Below are 15923 nucleotides of genomic sequence, written 5' to 3'. Positions count from 1 at the left end.
ACCGCGCAAGACCACACCCGAAACCGTTTGACCTGTACCGCAGGATGTCAGGGTGATCACCAGTCAGCAGGCCGTCGCCATCGTCGAAGCCCACCTGGCCCGCGCCGAGAGCTGGCCCTGGGACGAGACCCCGCCGCCGGTCGTCATCCAGCGCGTCAAGGAGATCCCGCACGCCGGCTGGCTGATCCACTACGACCGGACCGACTACGACCCCTCCGCGCAGCCGCGCGCCGTCGGCTGGAACGGCGGCCACCTCATGGTCGACGGCGAGGACGGCAGCCTCCACCACGTCAACGCCGTCTGGTGGACCGACGAGGGCTGGACCGACGACTACCTCCTCCACGTCCGGGGCCACCGCTCCCCCGACCCCCTCGCCGCCACCGTCCGCACCCTCCACACCACCGCCGGCACCGTCGCCGCCCTCGCCCACCTCCGCCGAGCCGCCCCCCGCCTCACCCTCTCCCAAGCCCGCGCCTACCTCACCGCCGTCCACGAAGGCGCCGAACCCCCGGACGACCTCCACCAGTTGACCCGCCCCCTCCCCCTCGAACCCCCCACCCACATCGAAACCGTCGCCGGCCCGGCCCGGGGAGCCGTCACCTACTCCTGGGGCCGTTCCCGGTTCGAGGCCCAGGCCGCCCCGGTCGCCTGGGCGGCCGGCGTACTTCGCACCGCGCGCCGGACCATCGGGGACTTCCCCGAGATCGACGACGCGCTGCTGCTGGCAGAGACCGAAGAACGGTGGCCCCAGGCCCGCGAAGTGTTCGACCGGCTGCGGCGAAGAAGCCTGCGACAGGACGCTCCCCTGAACGAGGATCAGGCCCTGCTCTTCACCCTCGCCGAACTGGTGGCCGAGGTGACGCACAACGCATCGGGCTCACGGCCCCCGTTCGATCACGACTCGGGATGGCGCATCGGGCCCGTCGCCCACCGCCTCGCCTCGACGACGGACGATCCTCAGCTTCGGGCCGAACTCGTAGCAGCCCTCGGTGGAGAGCCACCGAACAGTTGACCGAAGAGGCCGGCGTGCGCGGTGGCACGGCCCTCCGAACATCCAGCTCGAACGGGGACTGAGACTCCGTCAAGTGAGCACCGATGAACAGATCGTCGCCATCCGGCCCGTCGGAGGGTGTGCAGGTGGTCACCCCCACCGGCGCGGTCGAGATCGCCGGGCTGACGCCCGCCCGATTACCGCAGGGCGGCGGCCAGTGCCTCTGCGTTCTTCTTGTCGATGCGTGGGAACGTCAGGCTCACGCCGTCGCCCGCGTCGCCGAAGGCGATGCGCAGCAGGCTGACCACGCCGATCTTGGCCTCGGCGAGCGAGACGTGCTCGCGCGGCACCTCGCCGAGCACCTTGCCGCCGGGGCCGCCGAACCAGAAGGTCTGCGTCAGGAAGATCAGCCGGCGGTTGGTGACCACCACGAACTGCTTCGCGCCCGCGGTCAGCAGAGCCGTGCCGAGTCCGCCCGCGGCCTCCAGAAGTACGCCCTGTCTGACGACAGTTCCGAGCCTGCTCGCGGAGTAGGCCCCGACCACGGCGCGTGCGGCGGCTATCGGCTGCTCACCGGGTTGAAGGGCCGATGCCACCTGCTCGAACGCGCGGATCTGCAGCTTCTGGTTCATTACGTCTCCGTCTCGTGCCGTGTGAATTCCGCGCCGATGGTAGTGATCGGGCGCCCGTTCGACGAGAGGTTCGGCACAAGAAAATCGGCCGATGAAGGCCTGGAATGCTTTCCCGCCCCCTGGGAGGCAGCCATTCACCCCTCACCGCCGTCCACGCGGGCGTCGAACCCCCGGACGACCTCCATCAGTTGACCCTCCCCCTCCCCCTCGAACCCTCACCCACATCGAAGCCGTCGCCGGCCCCGCCCGCGCCGGCCACCGCCGGTGGTGCACGGTTCAACCTCGGCCGCAACCTCGGCGCCCCGCTTGACAAGTGGTCTCGGCCTTCCGGTCTTAGAGTCGATAACAGGGGTGTCCGGAGAAGGTGATGAAGTGATCCAGGTCGATGTCTCTCATGTAGTGAAGGCTGCGACCGTCGACCCACCGGCCCCTGAGGGAGCCAGGCCGACGTTCCCCGACGACGTGCGACCCGTTGAGCAGGCCCTGGCCGAACGGGGGCTGCTGCACCCGGACTTCGTGGACGGCTCGTTCGGCACGCTGACCCTCAACGCCTACAGCCGGCTGCAGCAGTCGTTCGGCTTCAGCGGCAGTGACGCGGACGGAATCCCGGGTGTCCGTACGCTCAAGCAGCTGGGCGCGGAGAGCGGCCTGTTCTCCGTCGTCGAAGGCGCGGAGGCGCCAACATCCGCTCAGGGACTCGGTATCCCGATCTCGGCCGTGATCTACGACAAGGTCGTCGACGGCAGCACGAGTGCCGCCATCAACCGGGTCTGCCAGCTCCTGGGCGTCCCGGTCACGGACTGGCTGCCCGGGTACATGACGATCGCCGTCCGTGAATCGAGCTACTTCTTCAACGCGGTCAACACCAGCGACTCCAACGCGCACGGCCCGCTCCAGTCGGACGGCAATCCGCTGTACTGCTCCCGCGGTGTCGTGCAGTGCATCCCGCCGACCTTCGCGAACTACCACCAGCCGGGTACGCCGAACCACATCTACGACGGCATGGCGAACGTCGCCGCGTCGATGAACTACGTCATGGACAGGTACGGCGTCGCCCGCGACGGGCACGACCTGGCGGCCAAGGTCCAGCAGGCGGACTCCAACCGGCCGCCCCGCGGATACTGACGCGCGGGAAGCGCCCTCCCGCCTCCGCGTCACGGCACCACCCTGCCCTGGAGGAACCCATGAAGCTCGTCACCCGTGCGGAACTCGGCTTCCCCGAGTCCGAAGCACCCCTGCAAGCCAGCACACTCGGCGTGAAGGTCCACTACGAGGGAACCAACGTCTCGACGTCCCTGCTGGACGACCACGAGGCCTGCATCCGCGAGTGGAAGGACATCCGCGCCTCGCACCTCGCCAACACCAAGGAGCACTTCTCCGACGTCGCCTACAACTACGCCGCCTGCCCGCACGGCTTCCTGCTCGAGGGCCGAGGGATCGGTCGGCGAACCGGTGCGAACGGCAACCAGCAGCTCAACCGTGACCACTACGCCATCGTCGGACTCGTCGGAAACGTCGGGCTGACCCAGCCCACCGACGCCATGCTCGGCGCCATCCGGGACGGCATCGAGCTGCTGCAGCACAACGGCGCCGGGCCCGACATCAAGGGCCACCAGGACGGCTTCAGCACCGACTGCCCCGGCGAGCCGCTGGAGTCCTGGGTCAGGCACGGCGCACCGCGGCCCAACGGCGCACCCGGGCAACTCAGCGCACTGCTGGAACCGTTCCCCGGTGCGGACTTCTTCCGGCCGGGCCGGCACTCCGACGTGATCACGCGGATGGGCGTGCGCCTCGTCGAGGAGGGCTGCTCCCACTACAAGGTCGGCCCCGGCCCCGACTTCGGCCAGGCCGACGTGGATTCGTACGCCGCGTTCCAGCGCAAGCTGGGCTTCTCGGGCGCCGACGCCGACGGTATTCCCGGCCCCACCAGCTGGGCACAACTCCGCGTCCCGGCCGCCTGACCGACCCGCCGACCCGACGCCGGCACGGACGACCAGCGGGAGTCACGCGGGTTGACCGGGCCGCCTCGGGCCGGCGGCACCCGGCACCCGTCACCAGTCGCCCTTCACCAGTCGGGAGCGACGTCGGACCCGAAGTCCCCGCCGGCAGGGCGCTTTTCGAGGTGCAGGTGCGGACCGTTGGCGTTGCCCGTGGCGCCGACCAGGGCGATCGTCTGCCGCGCGCCCACCGACGCGCCACTGCCGACGAGCCGCTCGGACAGATGGCAGTACCAGTAGTCGAACCCGCCGGAGCGGAGCACCAGGAAGTTCCCGAAGCTGTCGTCCACCCCGGTGCGGGCGACGGAGCCGCCGAGCACCGCGACGCAGCCGGTGCCCGAGTCGGCGGCGTAGTCCGCACCGGTGTGACGGCCCAGGCTCCACATCGGGCCCGTCTTGTTGTAGGCGGTCGTCACCCCGTGCCCGGGCACCGGAGAGTCGGCGCGATCGCCGCCACCGCCACCGGACGGGCCGTCAACTGACGGAACCTGGAGCTGGTCCCAGGACTGCCTGCCCGGGATGCCGTCCGCGTCGTCGCCGAAGAATCCGAGCTTCTGCTGCCAGGCCGAGTAGGACTGGCGGTCGACGTCGGTCCACTCCGGCCCGGGCCCCACCTGGTACCGCCCGCACCCCTCCGCCACCAGACGACGCCCCATCGCGGTGATGACCGGGCTGTTCTGCCCGGCGTGGAAGAACTCTGCTCCAGGGAACGGTTGCGTGGACATCGCTTTCTCCTCAGTGCAGCCTCGTCGGCCCCTCGTCTCCACCGTGCGCTTGCCGGGGGAATCCTGCAATTGCAGTAGCGCGACCAGGAGTTGCTCACGACGCTCGACCGGTGGTCACCGGCGGAAGAACTCCACCTCCGCCAGGGCGACGCGGCGGCCGGGGCCGTTGCCGTAGGCCCCGTCGACGGTGAGCCGCAGGCGCTGGACCTCGCTCACGGCGAGGTGGAACTTCTGCGGGCCCGGCGCGTCGGCGAGGTGCAGGGTGCGGGTGGTGCTGCGTCCGGCGGGGGTGGTGAGGGTGACGGTCAGGGACCGGGGCCGGGCCTGGGTGAGGAACTGTTCCGCGTTGGCGGAGGTCCCGGCGTGGACGACGAGGTCCACCAGGCGGACGGGGGAGGCGAATTCGGCCTCCAGGTACGCGCCGCGGCCATCGTCGCCCTCCGACGACGGGGCCCAGAAGCGGTCGTTGGTGCCGTCCACGGCCAACGCGGCCTGGTGGCCAGGCTGTTCGGAGGAGGCCCGGACGGCGGTGGGGTGGATCTGCTGGGGGTCCGACACCCGGTCACGGACCGCCTCGACTCCCGCCGACAGCTGGGCCCGGCCCAGGTACCCGCCGCCCAGCAGCACGACCAGGACCAGCAGCGGCAGCACGAACCGGGGCCGCCGCCACATCCGCCGCCTCGGCCGCTCCCCCGCCGACGGAGCCACCCGCTTCGGACGGCGCGGCCCGAACAGCCGACGCCACCACGGCGGGCGCGCCGCCACCGGGGCGTCGGCGAGCGAGGATCCGCAGCGCCGGCAGAAGCGCCGGCTCGGCACGTTCCCGGTGCCGCACTGACCACAGATCAACTCCCCTGGCGCGGGCCGCTCCTGCGGCTCGGCGGGAGGTGGCGGCGGCGGCTGCACGGCAGGCGCGGAAGCCCCCGGCTGAACGGGCCCCGCGGCCGGAGCGGCGGGCACACGGGCGGTCGCAGCGGCGGGCGGAGCAGCGGGCGCGGCAGCGGGCGGCACCGTCGGTGGTGTAGTCGGCCGGGGCGGCACCACCGGCCGCGCCGCGGCGGGCGGGCCCGGCTCCGGCCGGTCCTCCCAGGACAGGTACGCGCCGCAGGCCCCGCAGAAGTCCTCGCCCCGCGTGGTCGGCGCCCCGCAGTTCTCACAGGTCGTCACGTGCCCCGCCCTCTCCGTCACCCGTCACGATCTCCACCTGCGGCCGCAGGTGCGCCGGGCACTCCGCCCGGACCAGCTCCAGCACCGCCGCCGCGTCCACCGCCGGCCCGCCCCCGGCTACCCGTAGCCGCACCACCAACCGCCCCTGCGGCGACCCCGGCAACGCACCACCGGGCTCCGCCGACCAGGCCGCCCCGCCGCTCTCCTCGATCTCCGGCCGGACGCCGAAGTGCAGCTCGACCCGGTCCGCCAGCCCCGCCGGGGTGCCGCGCAGCGCGTGCAGCCCGACCGCCCGCCGGACCGCCTCCCGCCGCCGCCCCTCCTCCGCCGGGAGGGCCGGGGCGCCGACCCAGTGGGCCAGGCTCAGCACGAAGTCGGCCGGGGCCAGCGACGGGTCGAAGTAGGCGGGCAGGTTGTCGAGGGTGGCGAAGACCGGGGCGAGCACACCGTCCAGGGCCGCCGTGAAGCGGTGCAGGAAGTCGTTCTCGCCGTAGACGGCCGGGAGTTGGTCCGCGATCGGGTGCGGAGAGGCCAGCCCGGGCACCGCCCCCCGGCCACCCCCGTCGCTCGTCACGAGACCCGCACCTGGTGCTCGAAGGAGAAGACCAGCGCGTGCGGCGCCAGCGCCACCCGGTCGGTCGCCTCGCCGCGCCGCCGGGTACGCGGATCGGCCGGGTACAGCCGGACCCGCTCCACCAGCTCCAGCCCGGGCAGCCGTTGCAGCACCGCGAACAGCTCCCCCGCCACCACCAGCCGCCCGAACGGCCAGCCCTCACCGCCCGGACCGCCCGTCAACGGGTCGAGGTAGCGGTGGAGTTCGGCCGTGGCCAGCCGTTGCAGGGCGCCGCGCGAGCGGCCCGAACGGGCCTGGACCTCGGCCACCACCGTGACGCCCTGGTAGTACGGGGGCTCGACCAGCAGCCGGGCACCGAGCAGTCGGCGCGCGTCCAGATGGGCCGTCACCCTCTCCAACAGGTCGTCCGAGCAGACCAGTTGGGCGAAGTCCAGCTGCCCCGTCCGTGGATCGGCCTCGGCCCGGGGCACCAGCAGCACCCGCACCCCGCCCGCGTCCGGCCCGTGCTCCTCCGCCACGCAGCGCACCCGGCCGACCTCGGGGGCCGCCTCCCGGGCCAGCTGCTCGTAGTCCTCGGCCGTCACCGCCCGTCCCCTGGTGCGGAGTTCGAGCTGTCCGCGATGCCGGGCGTCGTCCACCTGCTCACCGTCCACGCCCCCGGTGGCGGCGCTCCGGTTCTCCACCCGGGCCAGGTAGGGCACCGAGCTGCGCAGCACGGTCAGGGTGCGGCGGGCCACGTTGCCCTGCCGTCCTCCGCCGGTGCGGTAGGCGCGCAGCCGGACGGGGGTGCCCTTGGCCGGGACGGCGCCGTAGCGGCGCAGGGCGCCGTCCGGTTCCCGCACCGCCGGGCCGACGCGGACCTCGCCGGCGGCGCGGTCGAGGCGGAAGTGGCGGTCCTCGGGGCCGGAGTCGGTGAAGTGCTCGACCTCCCGCCACTCCTCGCCCGCCACCTCCAGCACCAGCGGCCCGCCGCCGGCGGCCACCGGTGGGCGGGCCACGGGGAAGCACTGGCCGGGCACGCCCTCGGCGGTGCCGAGCAGTTCGGCCGTGACCAGTTCGCCGTGCACGGCGGTGGTGGTGCCGCCGACGGTGAAGGCGCGGGCCGCGACCAGCTCCGGGCTGCCGGAGTAGTCGGGGCGGCCGGGCAGCGGCGGCAGCACCCGGCAGCGCAGCCAGCCGGCCCGGCGGCGGGCCTCGACCGAGGCGGTGTGGCCGCCGGGGACGTGCAGCAGCACGTCCCCGGGGCGGTTGAAGCCGCCGGTGGTGTCGCTCTCCACCTCGCACTCCACCCACCCCTCGGCCGTCCAGGCCTCCCAGACCAGCGGCGGATGCAGCGGGTTGATGCCGTGGCCGCGGACCGGGAAGTCCAGCCGGAGCGCCACCAGGCAGTGCGGCACGGCCTGGGAGAGGCCGAAGGCCAGCACCTCGCCCGGCTGCGGCACCGCGGAGAAGCAGGCCGTGCCGCGGGCGTCGGAGAGTTCGACGTCACGGTCCGTCAGCCGCCCCTCCACCCCCGCTGCCAGATGGAGCAACTCACAGGGGAGGATGGCCAGTTCGCGGTCGGTCGAGAAGACCACCGGCTCGTCGGCGGCGGTCCGCTCGGTGGCCACCTCGGTACCGGCCGGGACCACCACGGGCTGCTGCTGCGGGGCGGAGAGCCGACAGGTCAGCTCCGTCCGGGCGGCGGCCGGCGGGTGCAGCCGCAGGCCGATCAGGTCCAGGAAGGCCAGGTGGTTGCGGTCCGGCACCCGGTTGAGCCGGTAGAGCAGCTGGTCGACCATGTGGGCGAAGGTCTCGATCAGGGTGACGCCCGGGTCGGAGACGTTGTGGTCGGTCCACTCCGGGCAGTGCTGCTGCACCGCCCGCTTGGCCTCGTCCACCAGGGCCTGGAAGCGGCGGTCGTCCAGGTTCGGCTTGGGCAGGGTCACGGCTGCCCACCGACCGGGCCGCCGGCGCCGTCGTGGTCGTGGTCGTGGTCGGGGATCACGTAGAAGGGGAAGACCAGGTTGCGCGGATCGTTGGTGCCGCGCACCGTGTAGCGGATGTCGATGTAGAGCTTGCCGAGGTCCGCGGTGTCGAAACCGACCGCCACATCGGCCAGTTCGATCCTCGGCTCCCAGCGCTCCAGCGAGAGCCGCACCTCGTAGCCGATCAGCCCGGCGGTGGCCGAGTCGGCCGGGGCGAAGACGTGGTCGTGGATGGCGCAGCCGAAGGCCGGGCGCATCGGCCGCTCGCCCGGGGCGGTGCCCAGGATCAGGTGGATGCTCTGCTCGATCTCGCGGTCGCCGCCGACCAGGGCGATCGAACCGGTCCGGTCGGTGCGCACCGGGAACTCCCAACCGGCGCCGATGAACTGCTCGTTCACACTCATCCGCCGATCAGCACCGTCATGCAGCCCACCAGCACCGGTGCCCCGCACCCCGCCGGATCGCCCATCCGGACGGCGGGCCGCCCGCCGATCAGCACGGTCGGACAGCCCGGCGGCACCATCACCGTGGGCGGGTGCACGGCGGGTGGTGGGAACGAACAGACGTGCGGGGTGCCGACCACGGCGGCGGGCAGGCCGCCGATCAGCACGGTGGGCACGCCGGGCGGCCCGACCACCCCGGGGTGTCCGGTCGGGTCCCCGACCCTGGCTGCTGGCGGCATCCGCCCTCTCCGTCCGTTCGCTGCTTGCCGGTTGACCGCTGATCAGTTGATCCGCACCAGGGCGGCCTGGATGGAGCAGCTGGCACCGCCCTTGATCTCGGTGCTCGCCCGGCCGTCGATGCCGACGGTGGTGCCCTTGAGGTCCACCTGGCCGTTGCTCTGGAGCTTCAACGCCCCGGCGCCGCCGTCCACCTGGACGCCCGCCCGCGCGGTCACCTGCACGGACTGGCCGGCGAGTTCGAGCTTTCCGCTGCCCGCGTCCAGGCTGATGCCCTTGGCCGTCACGGTCACCTTCTCCCGGGCCTCCACCGTGACGGTGCCGTCGCTGTGCACCGTCACCGAGGTCTTCTGCTGGTCCAGGTCGATCCGCAACTTCCCGTCCCCGGAGGCGAGTCGGACCCCGGCGGGCCCGTTCTCGACGTCCAGCAGCTCCAGCCGCTGGCCCGAACGGGAGGAGAGGGAGCGGCGGTTGAGCCGGCCGCTGGTCGGGTCCACCAGGTCCGCAGCGTGCGGGGAGGGGTGGTCCTGGCCGTTGTAGAGACCGCCGAGCACGTACGGGTGGTCCAGCAGGCCCTGGCCGAAGGCCACCAGCACCTCGTCCCCCACCTCCGGGCCGAACACCCCGCCGCCGCCCTTGCCGCCGAACTGCGCCGAGCGGGCCCAGTCGCTGACGTAGTCGTCGGAGAGCCAGGGGAAGGAGAGCTTCACCCGGCCCTGGTGCTCGGGGTCCCTGATGTCGGTGACGAGGGCGTTGACCACGCCGTGGATCCGCTCACGCCGCCGGGACGGCTCGGGACGGGTGCCGCCCCCGCCGACGGTCAGCCAGGTCTGGTACCCCACCGCCGGGTCGAAGACGTGCCGGGTCGCGGTCACCGTCCAGCGCCCCTCGAAGGGCTTACCGAGGTTGGTGAGCGCCACCGCCGACCCCGCCCGCAGGGCCGGGATGCCCATCGCCACCACCTCCAACTCGGCGAAGGAGGCGGCGAGTTCCTCCGCCACGGAGCGAGCCGTGGTGTCCGCCACCGCCCCGTTCCCGTACGGCACCCCGGTGACCGGCAGCACCGGGTGCCCGAACGGTTCGCCGGCCTTCGCCGGGGTCAGCCCGAGCGCGAAGCGGTCGGTCGCCCCGGCCGGCACCCGGGCCACCACTGCCTGCTTGGCCGGGACGCTCCAGCCGCGCAGCTCCACGTCGTGCACCTGGTCGGCGGAGGTGACGACGGCCTGGCAGCGCAACAGGTTCCGCCCCAGCTCCAGCACGTACGGGCTGGCCCGCACGGGGGTGGCGAGGCTGGGCGCGGCCGCCGCCCCGGTCGGCTTGCGGAACTCGAACTTCCCGTCCAGCACGGCGAATTCGCAGCCGGACTCGGCCGCCAGCACGCTCAGGAACTCCCAGTCCGTGACGTTGCCCTGGGTGGTGTACGGGAGCACGGTGCGGGTGGACTCCACCGCCCCGAGCGCCAGCCCGGCCCGGCGGACCACAGTGCGCACGATGTCGGAGGTGGTCATCTCCCGGTAGCCCACCACCCGGCGGCCGCGGAACAGCCGGTGCGAGTGGTCCAGCCCGCGCACCACCGTGAAGGTGCCGGTCTCGTCCAGGTCCACCTCCAGGGCCGTCACCTCCCCGGAGACCAGCAGCCGCCGCTCCGGGTCGTCGCCCGCCTTGGCGTACAGCTTCACCCCGGTGCCGATGGTCAGGCCCGCTGCCTCCAGCACGGTGTGGTTCGGGTCGCGGAAGCGCAGCACGAACAGGTCCGGCACCAGGCGGCTGTCCTCCACCCGGGCGGAGACCAGCAGGTCGGCCACCGGGGCGGGCAGCGCCCGGCCCTCGACCTCGACGGTCAGCGCGTTGGCGAAGGTCTCGCCGGCCATGCGGGGTGCTCCTCTGCTCGGTGGGTGCGGCGCGTGGGGGTCAGTACTCGTGCGGTTCTTCCGGGCCGGGCAGCAGGAGGGTGGTGCCGGGGCGCAGCCGCATCGGGTCGTCGATCCCGTTCGCCTCGGCGATCACCCGCCAGGCGGCCGGGTCCCCGTACTCCTGCCAGGCGAGCAGGGCCAGGGTGTCGCCCGCCACCAACCGGTGCACCCGCCGCGCGGCGAGCGCGCCGGAGCTCGGGTTCTGCCCGGGCTGACTGCCGCTCAGCTCCTCCAGGGTCACCTGGCAGACCGCCCGGATCGGCAGGCCGCCGGCCGTGAAGAGGGTGTATTTGGCCTGCACCTGGCTGATGTAGCCGACGAAGCCGGTCAGTCCGCCCCAGTGGAAGATCACGAAGGGCGGGGTGCCCTGGCGGCGGCTGTGGGTCTGCGCGGTCGGCACGCAGCAGGCGAACAGCCCCTCGACCGCCTCCACCACACCGTTGCCGTGGGTGGCGGTGGCGTCGAAGAACATCTCCAGGCTGAGCTTGCTGGGCTCCGGCCCCTTGAACTCCGCCGGGCCGGCCGTCTTCGCACCGCGCGCGGTCTTCCGCTCCCACTTGGCCTGCTTGCTGAGGCTGAGCTCCTTGGGGTTGAACTGGAAGTCGATCCGGCTCAGGTGCGGGCCCGGGGCGCTGGTGCCGCCGTCGCTCGGCGGGTGCCGCAGTTCCAGGTACGCCCGCTCCAGCTTCGGCCGCACCCCGCCGGACGGGCCGGAGGCGGCGGCGCTGAACGCGACCGGGGAAGATGACATGTCGACAAGTCCCCGTTCACTGGCCCGAGTCGAGGAAGCCGTGGTGGGCGATCTCCAGCGTCTCGGTGGCCACCTTCACGGTCTCCGGGTTGAGCGAGGGCCCCTGCCAGCGGACCGGCACCACCCCCATCAGGCTCCACCGCGCCACCACCCGGCCGTCCGCCGTCATGGCGCTGATCTGGCCGGTCTTGCGGGTGACGCCCGACATCATCCCGGCGATCCACCGGGTCACCTTCTCGGTGTCCCTGGTGACCGGGCGGCTGAGCTTGATGGTCGAGTACTTGATCCGGGACGGCAGCTGCCAGACGTAGCCGTTGTTGCCGCCCTCCTCCCGCTGCTCCATCACGACCTCGCACCCCAGGCCCTCGCAGCTGTTGAACGCCCCGAGACTGAAGTCGTCGATCTCGACGATGAAGCAGACGCTCACCGCCGGGTCCTCGTCGACCGCCGCCATCCCGGCCACCTCCTCTCCTCCTCGGCCATCCTTGATCAGCCTCGGTCGTCGCGGCGCAGGCCGGCCCGCTCCTGATCCAGCCTCAGTTCCGCCCGCAGACGGCGGCTGAGGGGATCGATCAGGCGGCGGACCAGTTCGTCGGTGCTCTCCGCCTGCGGCGCGGCAGCCTCCGGCGGTGGCGCGGCAGGGGCCGCCGCCGGCCGGGCGGACTCCGCCTGCACGGCCGGCGCCGCCCCGAGGGGCGGCGAGGCCGGTTCGAGGGTGAACGGCGGGGCATCGAACAGCACCGAACCGTCCGCCATCCGCTGGGCGATGCCCGCCGCGACGGCCACCGTCCCCGCGTCCGCCGCCGGCCCGACGGCACCACCCCCGCGCACCCCTTCGCCACGCCGCCGCTGCACGACGCCCGCCGCCGACGCACCGTCACCACCCGTACCCGACCAGCGGACCGGCACCGCCGCGCGCTGCACCACCCCCGCACCCGCGGCGATCGGCGGAGTCAGCGGTCCGCCGGCCCGTTCCCCCACCAGCCCGGCCACCGGCCCGCCCACCGGGGCCTCCGGTACACCGTCCTCCACCTCGCCCCGCACCACCGGCCCGGGATCCGTCAACCGCTGCAACGGCCACGGCCCGTGCAGCGCAGGCTCCGACCGGACGGGCTCGGACGGAACCGGCGGCGCCAGCGGCATCGGCGGCGGCACCGCCACCTCCCGGGCCGCCGTCGGCGGCAACTCCCGCAGCGGGGCCCCGAGCCGCCGCCTGGGCCGTGCCCCGCCCGTACGCTGTACCGGCACCGGACCGCCCGTCGGCGTTCCCAGCCCCAACGGCCGCTCCAGCGGCGGAGCTTCGAGGTGAACCGGCGGTTCCACCATCGGCACCTCGCCCACCAACGGCGCGACCACCTCCGGCTCTTGCCGCGCCGGAAGCCGGAGCACCGGCAGTTCCACCGCCCGCGCCACCGTCATCGGCCTCGCCGTACCGCTCCCCCGCAGCGGAACCGCCGCTGCCTCAACTCCCTTGCGTACCACCGGCATCACCATCGACCTGGCGACCGCCACACCCTCCACCGACCCCCTCGGCGCTTCGCCCGACACCAGGTGCCCGAGCCGTCCGGTGACGCTCGGATCACGCCAACTGCTCAACCCCGCACCGAACTTCCCCGGATCGGCCGTCAACTCCGGTGCCCCGAAGGTCCCGATCCGCTGCACCGGCACCTCCCGCCACCCACCCAACGGCCTCCGCAGCACCACCGGAGCAGGCCCTCCGGTCTCCTCGGAGCCGGCCCGTCGCGCCCACCGATCCCATCGATCCCTCCATCGGCTCACCCCTCACCGCCCCGAACCGGGACCCGGCGCGGCCGAGTTGAGCCGGGCGATCTGCGCCACGTACCGCAGCCGCTCCACGTGCTCCAGGTCCAGGATGGCGTCCAGCGGCCAGTGGAAGTGGTAGGCGACGTACGCGACCTCCTCGTACAAGCGCTCGGTCGCGTACGTCACGATTCCCCCAGGCGCCCACCCGCGAGGTCGACCGCGAAGTCGGTCGCGCACGCGGGGCAGGTGACCTGCGCCCGGGTGTGGCCCTCGGCGTTGATCCGGCGGTAGAAGTCCTGGAGGAAGGCCAGGTCGGAGGCGAACAGGTCCTCGATGACCCCGGCGTGCACGTCCGTCACACCGCCGATCCGGGTCACCACCCGGCCGAGCAGGACCACCGACAGGTACGCCGGATTCTCCCGCACCCGGTCGTCCCGCAGCGGGACCAACTCGTCCCGGGCGGTGGCCAGCCGCATCACGCCGGCCCGGTGCACCGTGCCCGCCTCGTCCACGTACCCGCGCGGCAGCTCGAACGCGAACTCCGTCCGCATCGGCTCACTCTCCTTGCGGGCGACGGGCGTCGCCGCAGGAGCGGCCGTCTCCACAGCCTCCGCCGGGGAGGCGATCTGTCGGCGCATCGCTCGGCTCAGCCCACATCCATCTGCTCGTAGGTGATGACGATCTTCTCGGTGAGCACGCTGGTGTCCCCGGCCTTGAGCGAGCCGATCTCCAGGCTCTTGGGCCAGGCGTTGACCAGGACGTAGCGCTTGATCGGGTTGCCCTCGTAGTCGAAGACGATGATCGCGCCGCCCTTGCGCACCGCGCTCATCTTGCCGAAGCGGCTGTCCTTGACCCACTTCTCGAAGCTGTTGTCGGCGGTCAGGCCCCTGGTCAGCGTCACCTCGCCCGCCTTCGGGCGGCCGGGCAGCTTCTTGATGACGTACTTGCCGTCGGCGGTGTTCTGCTTGAGCTCGATGACGTCCTGCTCCATCTTGAGGCCGGAGACCTCGTTGATCTGCTTGATGACGACGCCGTCGAACTCCAGGCCGAAGGAGTGGCCGACCGAGGTGTCCATGTCGGGAAGTGCCATGAGCTGTGAAACCCGCCTTCCTGGGTTACTCGTTGACGAGGCTGGTGCCGCCGGAGAACTGGGCCAGCCGGAAGATCACGAACTCGGCCGGCTTCACCGGGGCGATGCCGATCTCGCAGACCACCTGGCCCGCGTCGATGCCCTCGGCCGGATTGGTCTCCCGGTCGCACTTCACGTAGAAGGCCTCGTCGGGCGTCAGCCCGAAGAGCGCACCCTTCCGCCACTCGTTCACCAGGAAGGCCGCGACGGTCCGGCGGATCCGGGCCCAGAGGGCGTCGTCGTTGGGCTCGAAGACCACCCACTGGGTGCCGATCAGGATCGACTCCTCCAGGTAGTTGAAGAGCCGTCGGACGTTCAGGTAGCGCCAACTCGCGTCCGAGGAGAGCGTCCGCGCGCCCCAGACCCGGATGCCGCGGCCCGGGAAGGCCCGGATGCAGTTCACCCCGATCGGGTTGAGCCGGTCGTGCTCGCCCTTGGTCAGGTTGACCGCCAAGTCCACGGCGCCGCGCACCACTTCGTTGGCCGGGGCCTTGTGCACGCCCCGGGTGTCGTCGTTGCGCGCCCAGATCCCGGCCATCGCCCCGCTCGGCGGCACCAGGCGCAGCTCGCCGCCGGCCGGGTCGGCCACCTTGATCCACGGGTAGTACAGCGCCGCGTACTTGGAGTCGTAGCCGGCGCCGACCATCCGCCAGTCCTTCACCTGCTGCGGCGTCAGCGCGGGCAGCGGGTCCAGCACGGCGACCCGGTTCCCCATCAGCTCGCAGTGGGCGATCATCGCCAGCTGCACCGCCTTGACCTGCTCCGCGTCCAGGGCGCCCCGCTCGTAGGCGCTCATCAAGTCCGGCACGGCCAGCATGGTGACCTCGTCCACCGCCTCCAGCCCGGCGAAGCCGGTCCGGTCGGCCGCGTCGCCCACGTACGCCGCCGGGGTGACCGCCGGAGCGGCCACGACCGGCACGGCGGCGGAAGCAGGGGCGGCGGCCGGGACCGGCGGCACCGCCACGCTCTGGTTCCCCGGCCTGGCCACCGCCGCCGCGCCCGGGGCCGCCTCCTCCACCAGCACCAACCGGGAACGCTCCCGCACCACCGACACCACGTAACCGCGCTGGCCGCGCTTGGCGGAGACCTCGAAGCTCTCCTCCACCTGCTCGCCGCGCTTCACCCGGAGCGTGAACGCGTCCTCGCCCGGGGCCTCGCCGCCCGCGTCCGCGACCTCCACCACCAGGCCCTCGCCGCTGCCCTCCAGCGCCGCCACCCGGAAGCCGTCCAGCGCGACCCTCGGACCGGCCGCCACCGCCCCCTTGGCCCCGCGCCTGCCGGAGGCCGCCGCCGGGGCCACCTCCTCTGCCGCCGCCTCGGCGCCGACCCGCACCACGTAGCAGACCCCGCCGCCGTTCAGGAAGTAGCCGTACACCGCGTGCGCGAGGTACGACCCCGCCACGAAGTCCCCGAACTCCCGGACGTACTGGCTCCAGTTGGTCACCAGCGTCGGTGCGTTGAACGGCCCCTTGGCCGCCAGACCGACGAAGGCGGCCACCGCGGTACCGACCCCCTCGATCGGGCGCGACCCGGCCGCCACCTCCTCGATGTACACACCGGGCGACTGGTACGACGGCATCCTGATCCTCCCTCAGCCCCGACACGGCACGCCCAGCGTGGTGCCCGCGCCCGA

17 protein-coding genes and 2 pseudogenes are annotated in these 15923 nt (G+C 72.9%); 3 read left to right on the top strand and 16 right to left on the bottom strand.

Annotated elements, in window-relative coordinates:
- The first annotated feature begins 52 nt into the window (after nt 1-52).
- Nucleotides 53-1012 (top strand): hypothetical protein, encoded by a 960-nt coding sequence (locus ACZ6ZR_RS04780; RefSeq protein WP_465639379.1) that lies wholly within the window; start codon nt 53-55, stop codon nt 1010-1012.
- 176 nt (nt 1013-1188) lie between these two features.
- On the opposite strand, the gene ACZ6ZR_RS04775 is transcribed toward ACZ6ZR_RS04780, so the two are convergent.
- The gene (locus ACZ6ZR_RS04775; protein ID WP_465639378.1) at nt 1189-1623 is read right to left on the bottom strand and encodes a hypothetical protein; all 435 of its coding nucleotides are present in this window, start codon (nt 1621-1623) and stop codon (nt 1189-1191) included.
- A gap of 372 nt (nt 1624-1995) precedes the next feature.
- Here ACZ6ZR_RS04775 and ACZ6ZR_RS04770 point away from each other — a divergent pair, with 372 nt between their 5' ends.
- Both ACZ6ZR_RS04770 and ACZ6ZR_RS04765 read left to right on the top strand, forming a co-directional pair.
- Entirely contained in the window at nt 1996-2748 is a 753-nt protein-coding gene (locus tag ACZ6ZR_RS04770; protein ID WP_465639376.1) for a hypothetical protein, read from the top strand.
- A 59-nt stretch (nt 2749-2807) separates the two neighbouring features.
- Nucleotides 2808-3584: a peptidoglycan-binding protein gene (locus ACZ6ZR_RS04765; protein ID WP_465639374.1), complete on the top strand. Its 777-nt coding sequence runs from the start codon at nt 2808-2810 to the stop codon at nt 3582-3584.
- Nucleotides 3585-3688: 104 nt separating this feature from the next.
- Here ACZ6ZR_RS04765 and ACZ6ZR_RS04760 read toward each other — a convergent pair.
- The 15 genes and pseudogenes from ACZ6ZR_RS04760 to ACZ6ZR_RS04690 form a co-directional block, all read right to left on the bottom strand.
- Nucleotides 3689-3979 (bottom strand): annotated as a pseudogene (locus tag ACZ6ZR_RS04760) (M23 family metallopeptidase); the annotation flags it as partial.
- Between the two features lie 117 nt (nt 3980-4096).
- Nucleotides 4097-4336, bottom strand: a pseudogene (locus ACZ6ZR_RS04755) (peptidoglycan-binding protein); the annotation flags it as partial.
- 123 nt (nt 4337-4459) lie between these two features.
- Nucleotides 4460-5194: an NADase-type glycan-binding domain-containing protein gene (locus ACZ6ZR_RS04750; protein ID WP_465639373.1), complete on the bottom strand. Its 735-nt coding sequence runs from the start codon at nt 5192-5194 to the stop codon at nt 4460-4462.
- Between the two features lie 304 nt (nt 5195-5498).
- Complete coding sequence (locus ACZ6ZR_RS04745) at nt 5499-6086, bottom strand: phage tail protein (protein WP_465639372.1); 588 nt, start codon at nt 6084-6086, stop codon at nt 5499-5501.
- The gene (locus ACZ6ZR_RS04740; protein WP_465639370.1) at nt 6083-8014 is read right to left on the bottom strand and encodes a putative baseplate assembly protein; all 1932 of its coding nucleotides are present in this window, start codon (nt 8012-8014) and stop codon (nt 6083-6085) included. Before ACZ6ZR_RS04740 ends, ACZ6ZR_RS04745 begins: the two co-directional genes overlap by 4 nt.
- Nucleotides 8011-8451, bottom strand: a complete 441-nt coding sequence (locus ACZ6ZR_RS04735; protein WP_465639635.1) for a GPW/gp25 family protein — start codon at nt 8449-8451, stop codon at nt 8011-8013. Before ACZ6ZR_RS04735 ends, ACZ6ZR_RS04740 begins: the two co-directional genes overlap by 4 nt.
- A 2-nt stretch (nt 8452-8453) precedes the next feature.
- The gene (locus ACZ6ZR_RS04730; protein WP_465639368.1) at nt 8454-8735 is read right to left on the bottom strand and encodes a PAAR domain-containing protein; all 282 of its coding nucleotides are present in this window, start codon (nt 8733-8735) and stop codon (nt 8454-8456) included.
- 42 nt (nt 8736-8777) lie between these two features.
- Entirely contained in the window at nt 8778-10604 is a 1827-nt protein-coding gene (locus ACZ6ZR_RS04725; protein ID WP_465639366.1) for a VgrG-related protein, read from the bottom strand.
- Nucleotides 10605-10644: 40 nt separating this feature from the next.
- Nucleotides 10645-11397 carry a CIS tube protein gene (locus ACZ6ZR_RS04720; protein WP_465639364.1) on the bottom strand — a complete coding sequence of 251 codons (753 nt, stop codon included), beginning with the start codon at nt 11395-11397 and terminating at the stop codon, nt 10645-10647.
- A gap of 16 nt (nt 11398-11413) precedes the next feature.
- On the bottom strand, nt 11414-11851 hold the full coding sequence (locus ACZ6ZR_RS04715; protein ID WP_465639361.1) for a phage tail protein: 438 nt from the start codon (nt 11849-11851) through the stop codon (nt 11414-11416).
- 35 nt (nt 11852-11886) lie between these two features.
- A complete protein-coding gene (locus ACZ6ZR_RS04710) occupies nt 11887-12462 on the bottom strand; it encodes a hypothetical protein (RefSeq protein WP_465639359.1) in 576 nt (191 codons plus the stop codon).
- 717 nt (nt 12463-13179) lie between these two features.
- Nucleotides 13180-13347, bottom strand: coding sequence for a DUF6760 family protein (locus ACZ6ZR_RS04705; protein WP_465639358.1), 168 nt, complete (start codon nt 13345-13347; stop codon nt 13180-13182).
- Nucleotides 13344-13799, bottom strand: coding sequence for a hypothetical protein (locus tag ACZ6ZR_RS04700; protein ID WP_465639357.1), 456 nt, complete (start codon nt 13797-13799; stop codon nt 13344-13346). Before ACZ6ZR_RS04700 ends, ACZ6ZR_RS04705 begins: the two co-directional genes overlap by 4 nt.
- A gap of 8 nt (nt 13800-13807) precedes the next feature.
- Nucleotides 13808-14251 (bottom strand): phage tail protein, encoded by a 444-nt coding sequence (locus tag ACZ6ZR_RS04695; RefSeq protein WP_465639355.1) that lies wholly within the window; start codon nt 14249-14251, stop codon nt 13808-13810.
- 25 nt (nt 14252-14276) lie between these two features.
- Nucleotides 14277-15869 (bottom strand): phage tail sheath family protein, encoded by a 1593-nt coding sequence (locus ACZ6ZR_RS04690; RefSeq protein WP_465639353.1) that lies wholly within the window; start codon nt 15867-15869, stop codon nt 14277-14279.
- Nucleotides 15870-15923 lie beyond the last annotated feature (54 nt).

Source organism: Kitasatospora sp. NPDC088742 (assembly GCF_055584905.1).
This window is presented reverse-complemented; position numbering and strand designations above follow the sequence as displayed.

What these genes read in the sequence shown, in the direction of transcription:
- ACZ6ZR_RS04775 (WP_465639378.1), bottom strand. Translation starts at nt 1,623, where the DNA reads ATGAACCAGAAGCTGCAGATCCGCGCGTTCGAGCAGGTGGCATCGGCC.
- ACZ6ZR_RS04765 (WP_465639374.1), top strand. Translation starts at nt 2,808, where the DNA reads ATGAAGCTCGTCACCCGTGCGGAACTCGGCTTCCCCGAGTCCGAAGCA.
- ACZ6ZR_RS04730 (WP_465639368.1), bottom strand. Translation starts at nt 8,735, where the DNA reads ATGCCGCCAGCAGCCAGGGTCGGGGACCCGACCGGACACCCCGGGGTG.
- ACZ6ZR_RS04725 (WP_465639366.1), bottom strand. Translation starts at nt 10,604, where the DNA reads ATGGCCGGCGAGACCTTCGCCAACGCGCTGACCGTCGAGGTCGAGGGC.
- ACZ6ZR_RS04720 (WP_465639364.1), bottom strand. Translation starts at nt 11,397, where the DNA reads ATGTCATCTTCCCCGGTCGCGTTCAGCGCCGCCGCCTCCGGCCCGTCC.
- ACZ6ZR_RS04715 (WP_465639361.1), bottom strand. Translation starts at nt 11,851, where the DNA reads ATGGCGGCGGTCGACGAGGACCCGGCGGTGAGCGTCTGCTTCATCGTC.
- ACZ6ZR_RS04700 (WP_465639357.1), bottom strand. Translation starts at nt 13,799, where the DNA reads ATGCGCCGACAGATCGCCTCCCCGGCGGAGGCTGTGGAGACGGCCGCT.
- ACZ6ZR_RS04695 (WP_465639355.1), bottom strand. Translation starts at nt 14,251, where the DNA reads ATGGCACTTCCCGACATGGACACCTCGGTCGGCCACTCCTTCGGCCTG.
- ACZ6ZR_RS04690 (WP_465639353.1), bottom strand. Translation starts at nt 15,869, where the DNA reads ATGCCGTCGTACCAGTCGCCCGGTGTGTACATCGAGGAGGTGGCGGCC.